Raw genomic sequence first — 6,692 nt, forward strand, 5'->3', positions numbered from 1 at the left:
TGGGGATTATGGCTCAGCCCGCACGTGGCGGCGCGCCGAACAGCGCAACGAGGTCGAGGTGCGCCTCGCACGTGTCGGCCAGGCGTTCGAGCGACGCCTCGCGCAATGCTGCGTAGTCCTGCGCCTGCGCATCGCGCACGCCGGCCCAGGCAAGCAGCGCGCGGCAGGCTTCCGGCGCATCGAACAAACCGTGGAGGTACGTGGCGAGAATCTGCCCGTCGGGTGAGATGGCCCCGTCTGCGCGCCCATCGTCGAGCTGCACGGCGGGCCGCGCGAGTGCTGGCCCCTCAGTCACGCCCATGTGAATTTCGTAGCCGGCGACGGTGGCCCCTCCGGCCTCGCCGCCTTCGACAAGCGAGCCGCGCACCTGACGCAATTGCTTGGCGGCCTCCAGCGTGGTCTCGAAATCGAGATAGCCCAGACCATCGACGCTGCCAGGCGCGCCCTCCAGCCCACGCGGATCATGCAGGCGCCGCCCCAGCATCTGCATGCCGCCGCAGATACCGATCACCTTGCCGCCATAGCGCAGGTGCCGCGCGATCGCCGCCTCCCACCCGTTGACGCGCAACCAGGCGAGGTCTGCCTGCACGCTCTTGCTGCCGGGCAGGATGATGAGATCGGCTGGGGGAATCGGCTGCCCGGGGCCGATCAGGCGCACGTCCACCTGGGGGTGCGCACGCAGCGCGTCGAAATCTGTGTGGTTGGAGACGCGCGGCAGCACCGGAATCACCACGCGCAGGGCATCGCCGGCGGCTGCACGTTGCGCGGTCTGCACGGCATCTTCGGCATCCAGATGCAGGCCGTGCAGGTACGGCAGCACGCCAAACACCGGCTTGCCCGTCTGCGCCGTCAGCCAATCCAGCCCCGGCGTAAGCAGCGAGATGTCGCCGCGAAACCGGTTGATGACGAAGCCGGCCACGCGTGCGCGCTCGCTCTCTGACAGGCACGCGAGCGTGCCGACCAGGTGCGCAAACACCCCACCACGGTCGATGTCTGCGACCAGCACGACGGGGCAGTCGACGGCTTCGGCAAAGCCCATGTTGGCGATGTCGCGGTCACGCAGGTTGATCTCGGCGGGGCTGCCGGCGCCTTCCACCAGCACGAGGTCGTATTGCGTGCGCAGGCGCGCGTGCGACTCCAGCACCGCAGCCATCGCAGTGGGCTTGTAGTCGTGATACGCGCGGGCGTCGAGGTCACAGCGCGGCTGGCCGTGGATGATGATCTGCGCGCCGGTGTCGCTGTTGGGCTTGAGCAGCACGGGGTTCATGTCTACCGTGGGCGCAACGCCTGCGGCCTGTGCCTGCAGTGCCTGGGCACGGCCGATCTCGCCGCCATCTGCGGTGACAGCGCTGTTGAGCGCCATGTTCTGCGGCTTGAACGGCGCGACGCGCACACCAGCGCGATGCGCAATGCGGCACAGCCCGGCCACCAGCGTGCTCTTGCCGGCATCAGACGTGGTGCCCTGGATCATGAGCGTGCCGATCAGAGGCTCGGGAAATGGTGGCTTTGGCATGCGCGGATTATCGCATTCACCTGTCTACGCCCATCAGCACTAACCGGGCACCCACGGCTAAAATGCGCGGATGTCCCGCCGTCTCACACTCATCCTCGGTGGTGCCCGCTCGGGCAAGAGCCACCACGCCGAACAACTCGCGCTGCAATGCGCGGGGCCCGTCACTTACGTCGCCACGGCGGGGGAAGGTGATGAAGAGATGCAATTGCGCGTGGCCATGCACCGCGCTCGCCGGCCAGAGCATTGGGGCCTTGTCGAAGAGCCAATGCGTCTGGCCGAAGCGCTGTACACGCACGCCCAGCACGGCGGTTGCGTGCTGGTGGACTGTGTCACGCTGTGGCTCAACAACCTCCTTTTCTCTGAACACCACGACTACCCCGATACCGGCCTCATCACACCACCCGAAGCCTGGACAACGGAGATTGACGCCCTGCTCACCGCCCTGCCGCTGCTGCCCGGCGAGGTGATTCTCGTGAGCAACGAGATCGGCCTGGGCGTGGTCCCGATGGGCGCTGTCACACGCTTCTATGTGGATGAGCTAGGCCGTCTGAACCAGCGTCTGGCCGCTCTGGCGGACAACGTGCATCTGCTGGTGGCGGGCATTCCGATGGTGGTCAAAGGGCCGGCGCTCGGTACCGGATCGTGACCCTGAGCGTGCCGACAGGCGGTGTGACCGACCTCGGCTGGTCACTCGTGGCGCTGGCCGCACTGGCCGGCGTGCTGCTCGACCGGCTGCTGGGCGAAGTGCCGCGCTGGCATCCGCTGGTGGGCTTCGGGCGCGTTGCCACCGCTATCGAACACGCCACGAACCGCAAGCCGGCAGCGCTGGCTTGGTCGCGCATCGTCGGCCTGCTCGCCTGGGCGATTGCTGTACTGCCGTTCGTGCTGGCAGCATCGTGGTTTGCCACAGCCACGCATGCGGCTTCAGCGTGGGCTGTGGTAGCACTCGATGCCGTGGCGCTCTACTTTGCGATCGGCGCGCGCAGCCTGCATGACCACATCGCGCCGATTGCCGCCGCGTTGCGCGCAGCCGACCTGCCCCGCGCACGCGCACTGGCCTCGCGCATCGTCTCGCGGGACCTCTCTGAAGCGGTTGACGAACCCATCGCCCGCGCTGCTGTGGAATCGGCCTTGGAGAATGGCAGCGACGCCGTGTTCGCCCCTTTGTTTTGGCTGGTCGTGGCCGGTGCGCCGGGGGTGGTGCTCTACCGGCTGGCCAACACGCTCGATGCCATGTGGGGCTACCGCAATGCGCGCTTTGCCGGCTTTGGCTGGGCGGCGGCGCGCATCGACGACGTGCTCAACTGGATTCCCGCCCGACTGACGGCGATGAGCTATGCGCTGCTAGGCCACACCACTGATGCGCTGCGCTGCTGGCGCCGGCAGGCACCACAATGGTCGAGCCCCAACGCGGGCCCTGTGATGGCTGCCGGCGCTGGCAGCCTGCGCGTGCAGCTTGGTGGCACGGCACGCTACGAAGGCGTGGACGAGGCCCGCCCACTGCTCGGCACCGGCAAGCCTGCAAGCGCCGCCGACATCAACCGCGCACTAGCACTCGTCTCGCGCACGGTGTGGCTGTGGCTCGGCATGCTGGGCGCTGCTGCCGTCATCTCGCGGAACCTGGCATGAATGCCATCACCCACGGCGGCAATCTGGCCGCGGCACGTGCACTGTGTGGTGAACCGGCGGGCGGCTGGCTCGATCTCTCCACCGGCATCAACCCGCACGGCTATACGATCCCGCCCATTCCGCCCGATGCTTGGCTGCGCCTGCCGGAAGACGATGGGCTCGAAGCGCTGGCCGCCGCGCACTACGGCGTGAACGACGCCAACGCGGTGCTGGCCGTCGCAGGCTCACAGGCTGCCATCCGCACGCTGCCCACCCTGCTGCCCCGCGGCCGGGTCGGCGTCGCGCAAGTTGGCTACAGCGAATATGCGCCCGCCTTTGCGCGCGCCGGACATGACGTTGCCGTGCTGTCTGAAGCCGCCTTCCTGGGCGATCTGCCCGATGACGTTCGACACCTCGTTGTCGTCAACCCGAACAACCCAACGGCACGCGTTCTACCGGCCGACACCTTGCGTCATTGGCACGCACGCCTGTGCGCGCGCGGCGGCATGTTGATCGTCGATGAAGCCTTTATCGAAGCGCTGGAAGATGGCCCGACGCTCGCACCGTTGGCAGGCACGCCAGGGCTGGTGATCCTGCGTTCGATCGGCAAGTTCTACGGCCTGGCCGGGGCACGTATCGGCTTTGTGCTGGGCGCACCGGATCTGCTGGCTGCGCTGCGCGATGCGTTGGGACACTGGACCGTCAACGGCCCCGCCCGTGCCGTCGTGCGTGCTGCGCTGGCGGATACCGCTTGGCAAACCACCAATCGCACCCGCCTGCAACGCGAGGGCACGCGCCTGCACACGTTGCTCAATTGCCACGGACTGCCCAACGTCAACACACCGCTCTTTGCTTGGGCGCCGACCCCGCATGCGCCTTCGCTTCACGCACGACTGGCGCGGCTCGGCATCTGGACGCGCCTCTTTGATGTGCCGATCCGGTGTGACGGCACAGGGCATGCACATGACGTGCTCGGCATACGCTTTGGCCTGCCTCCGGATGAGACCGGATGGCAACGTCTTGGCGATGCGCTAGCATCGCTGTCGCTCTCCGTCTGACTCACCCCGATGCCCGCTCGCTTCCCCCACTTTGCCCGTCGCTTGTGTGTGCTTGGCCTTGCTGCACTGGCAATTGCTGCGGCACCGGCACTCGCCGCCATTTCCGTCACCGATGACACCGGCGCCACAGTCACCCTGCAACACCCTGCACAGCGCATCGTCAGCCTGGCACCGCATGCGACCGAGCTGCTGTTTGCAGCGGGCGGCGGCGCGCGCATCGTGGGCACGGTGGCCTACAGCGACTATCCGCCGGCCGCGCGCGACATTCCGCACGTGGGCGACAACCGTGCGCTCGACCTGGAGCGCATCGCCGCGCTCAAACCCGATCTGGTAGTGGTCTGGCGCCACGGCAACGCGCAGAAGCAGATCGACCGCCTGCGTGCGCTGGGCATTCCGCTGTTCTTCTCCGAACCGCACCGCATGGGCGATATTCCACGCTCCATCGAAGCGCTCGGCACACTGCTCGATACGCGTGCCAGCGCTCACGATGCCGCGCAGCAGTTCCGCCAGCAGGTCGATACGCTGCGCAACCGGTATGCAAGCAAGCCGCCGGTGCAGGTGTTCTATCAGGTGTGGGAACAGCCGTTGATGACGCTCAACGGCCAGCACATCTTCACCGACATGCTGGCGCTGTGCGGTGGCCGCAATATCTTTGCGAGCGAGCCGCTTCTGGTGCCGACTGTATTGCCTGAGGCGGTCATCGCGGCCAATCCCGAAGTCCTGCTGACGGCAAGTATGGGAGCGACGCAAGGCAGCCGCCCAATCGACACGCTCGATGGCTGGAAACGCTGGCCGCAATTGCTGGCGGTGCAGCGCGGCAACCTCTTCAGCATCAATGGGGACCTGATCAACCGTTTCGGCCCGCGCCTGGTAGAAGCCGCAGCGCAGTTGTGCGATGACCTGGAGCAGGCGCGGATGAAGCGCCGGGGCGCACAGGCGACCAACAACGGACGCTGACCGTCAGCGGTTCCAGAACAGCAGGATGGGCAACGCGTCGGGTTGCCCAGGGTGCACGCGAAAACCGCAAGCCCCTCCCCATTGCAGCGGCCACTGCAGCGTTTCGGCCAGCGGACGCCGCAGCCAGTGCGCCGCCAGTGCACGCATGCAGCCCGCGTGCGTCACGGCCCAGAGACAAGGGACGGGAGACGCAGCCATCGATTCGGCCCACGCAGTCACGCGCGCGAGCAAGTCGGCAGCAGACTCTCCCCCGTGCGGGTTACCGTGCACCAGATCGCGCGCCCAGCGATCGACTTGCACGCGCGGAATGTCATCCCACTGGCGGCCCTCCCAGGCACCAAAGTCGAGTTCCATCAGTTGCGCGTCAATCTCCAGCGGGGGCAGCTCAGCCACCTGCCGGATTGCCTGTGCGGTGTGTTGGCTGCGTTGTAGCGGGCTGGCCTGCAGACGCTGTGGTGGATGTGCGCTGAGTTTCTCGGTAATGGCCGACGGATCAGGGTCCATCGGTGCGTCAAGCGGCAGATCGGTGCGCCCATAGCACAGGCCGGTGGTCATGGCGGGCCGCGCGTGTCGGATCAGGATGAAATCCATGCCAGCAAGCCCCATAAGATCAGCAGTTCGAACACCTGCTGCGCCGTCCCCAGGCAATCGCCCGTGATGCCGCCAATACGACGCACGAAGTAGCGGCCCAGCAGCCAGCGCGCGACAGACACCGCCACCAACACGAGCACCGCACACACCGGCCCGAACCACAGCAGTGGCGCGATACCGAAAATGCCTGCCCACAACGCATCGCTCCAGCGCATGCGCTGTGCAACGGGCTTGGCCTTGCCTTCAGCACGCACATAGTCATGCGTGAGCAGATAACTGACTGCAGCGGCGCGGCTGGCGGCATGTGCGCCCACCATCGCCGCCAGAATGGCGACGGGATGCACCGCCAATGCCGTCAGCAACTGCCACTTCAACAGTAGCGCCATGCACACCGCGATGGCCCCGAATGCACCGATGCGCGAGTCGTGCATGATGCGCAACCGGTCTTCTGGCGTGTAACCGCCGCCAAAACCATCGGCGCAATCGGCCAAGCCATCTTCATGGAAGGCGCCGGTCAGCAACAGCGTGGCCACCATCGACACGGCGACCGCCACGCCGGGCGCAGGCACCGTGCGCGACACCAGCCAATACACCGCCGCTGCCACAACGCCCACCAGCCAGCCGACCAGCGGAAAGTAGCGCGCCGCACGATTCAACCCCGTTTGCGAAAACCCGACCGACGCCGGCACGGGAATGCGGGTGAAGTACCCGACCGCCGTCCATAACGCCTGCCAGTGTTCGCGCAATAGGCTCATGAGCCTGAGCGCTCGCTCACACCCGCGCTGGCGAAGGTCGCCATCTCGCGCAGGAAGGCCACGGCGGACACCACCAGCGGATACGCCAGCACCGCACCGCTGCCCTCACCCAGGCGCAACGACAGCGACAGCAGCGGCCGAGCATCCAGCACCTCGAGCAGCGCACGATGACCACGCTCATCCGATACGTGGCCGAACACGCAGTAGTGC

At 66.9% G+C, this 6,692-nt stretch carries 8 protein-coding genes; 4 read left to right on the forward strand and 4 right to left on the reverse strand.

Annotated features, from left to right (window positions below; all coding sequences use genetic code 11):
• Nucleotides 1-13: 13 nt before the first annotated feature.
• Nucleotides 14-1,513, reverse strand: coding sequence for a cobyric acid synthase (locus tag JHD73_RS25660; RefSeq protein WP_199032985.1), 1,500 nt, complete (start codon nt 1,511-1,513; stop codon nt 14-16).
• Between the two features lie 70 nt (nt 1,514-1,583).
• Between JHD73_RS25660 and cobU the strand changes: the two genes are divergently transcribed.
• From cobU to JHD73_RS25680, 4 genes are read left to right on the forward strand one after another with little or no spacing between them, the layout of a single operon-like run.
• A complete protein-coding gene (gene cobU / locus JHD73_RS25665) occupies nt 1,584-2,159 on the forward strand; it encodes a bifunctional adenosylcobinamide kinase/adenosylcobinamide-phosphate guanylyltransferase (protein WP_199032986.1) in 576 nt (191 codons plus the stop codon).
• 2 nt (nt 2,160-2,161) lie between these two features.
• Nucleotides 2,162-3,142, forward strand: coding sequence for an adenosylcobinamide-phosphate synthase CbiB (gene cbiB, locus JHD73_RS25670; RefSeq protein WP_199032992.1), 981 nt, complete (start codon nt 2,162-2,164; stop codon nt 3,140-3,142).
• A complete protein-coding gene (cobD, locus tag JHD73_RS25675; RefSeq protein WP_199032987.1) occupies nt 3,139-4,179 on the forward strand; it encodes a threonine-phosphate decarboxylase CobD in 1,041 nt (346 codons plus the stop codon). The genes cbiB and cobD overlap by 4 nt, the downstream gene beginning before the upstream one ends.
• 9 nt (nt 4,180-4,188) lie before the next feature.
• Nucleotides 4,189-5,136, forward strand: coding sequence for a cobalamin-binding protein (locus JHD73_RS25680; RefSeq protein ID WP_199032988.1), 948 nt, complete (start codon nt 4,189-4,191; stop codon nt 5,134-5,136).
• A 3-nt stretch (nt 5,137-5,139) separates the two neighbouring features.
• Here the strand turns inward: JHD73_RS25680 and cobC are convergent, their stop codons facing one another.
• The 3 genes from cobC to JHD73_RS25695 all read right to left on the reverse strand — a co-directional run.
• A complete protein-coding gene (cobC, locus tag JHD73_RS25685; protein ID WP_199032989.1) occupies nt 5,140-5,727 on the reverse strand; it encodes an alpha-ribazole phosphatase in 588 nt (195 codons plus the stop codon).
• Complete coding sequence (locus JHD73_RS25690) at nt 5,712-6,482, reverse strand: adenosylcobinamide-GDP ribazoletransferase (protein ID WP_199032990.1); 771 nt, start codon at nt 6,480-6,482, stop codon at nt 5,712-5,714. Before JHD73_RS25690 ends, cobC begins: the two co-directional genes overlap by 16 nt.
• Nucleotides 6,479-6,692, reverse strand: a 214-nt coding sequence (locus tag JHD73_RS25695; RefSeq protein ID WP_199032991.1) for a nicotinate-nucleotide--dimethylbenzimidazole phosphoribosyltransferase, incomplete at its 5' end; no start/stop codon positions are given. The genes JHD73_RS25690 and JHD73_RS25695, both read right to left, overlap by 4 nt.

It is taken from the genome of Ralstonia sp. ASV6, assembly GCF_016429285.1.
Classification (GTDB): domain Bacteria; phylum Pseudomonadota; class Gammaproteobacteria; order Burkholderiales; family Burkholderiaceae; genus Ralstonia; species Ralstonia flaminis.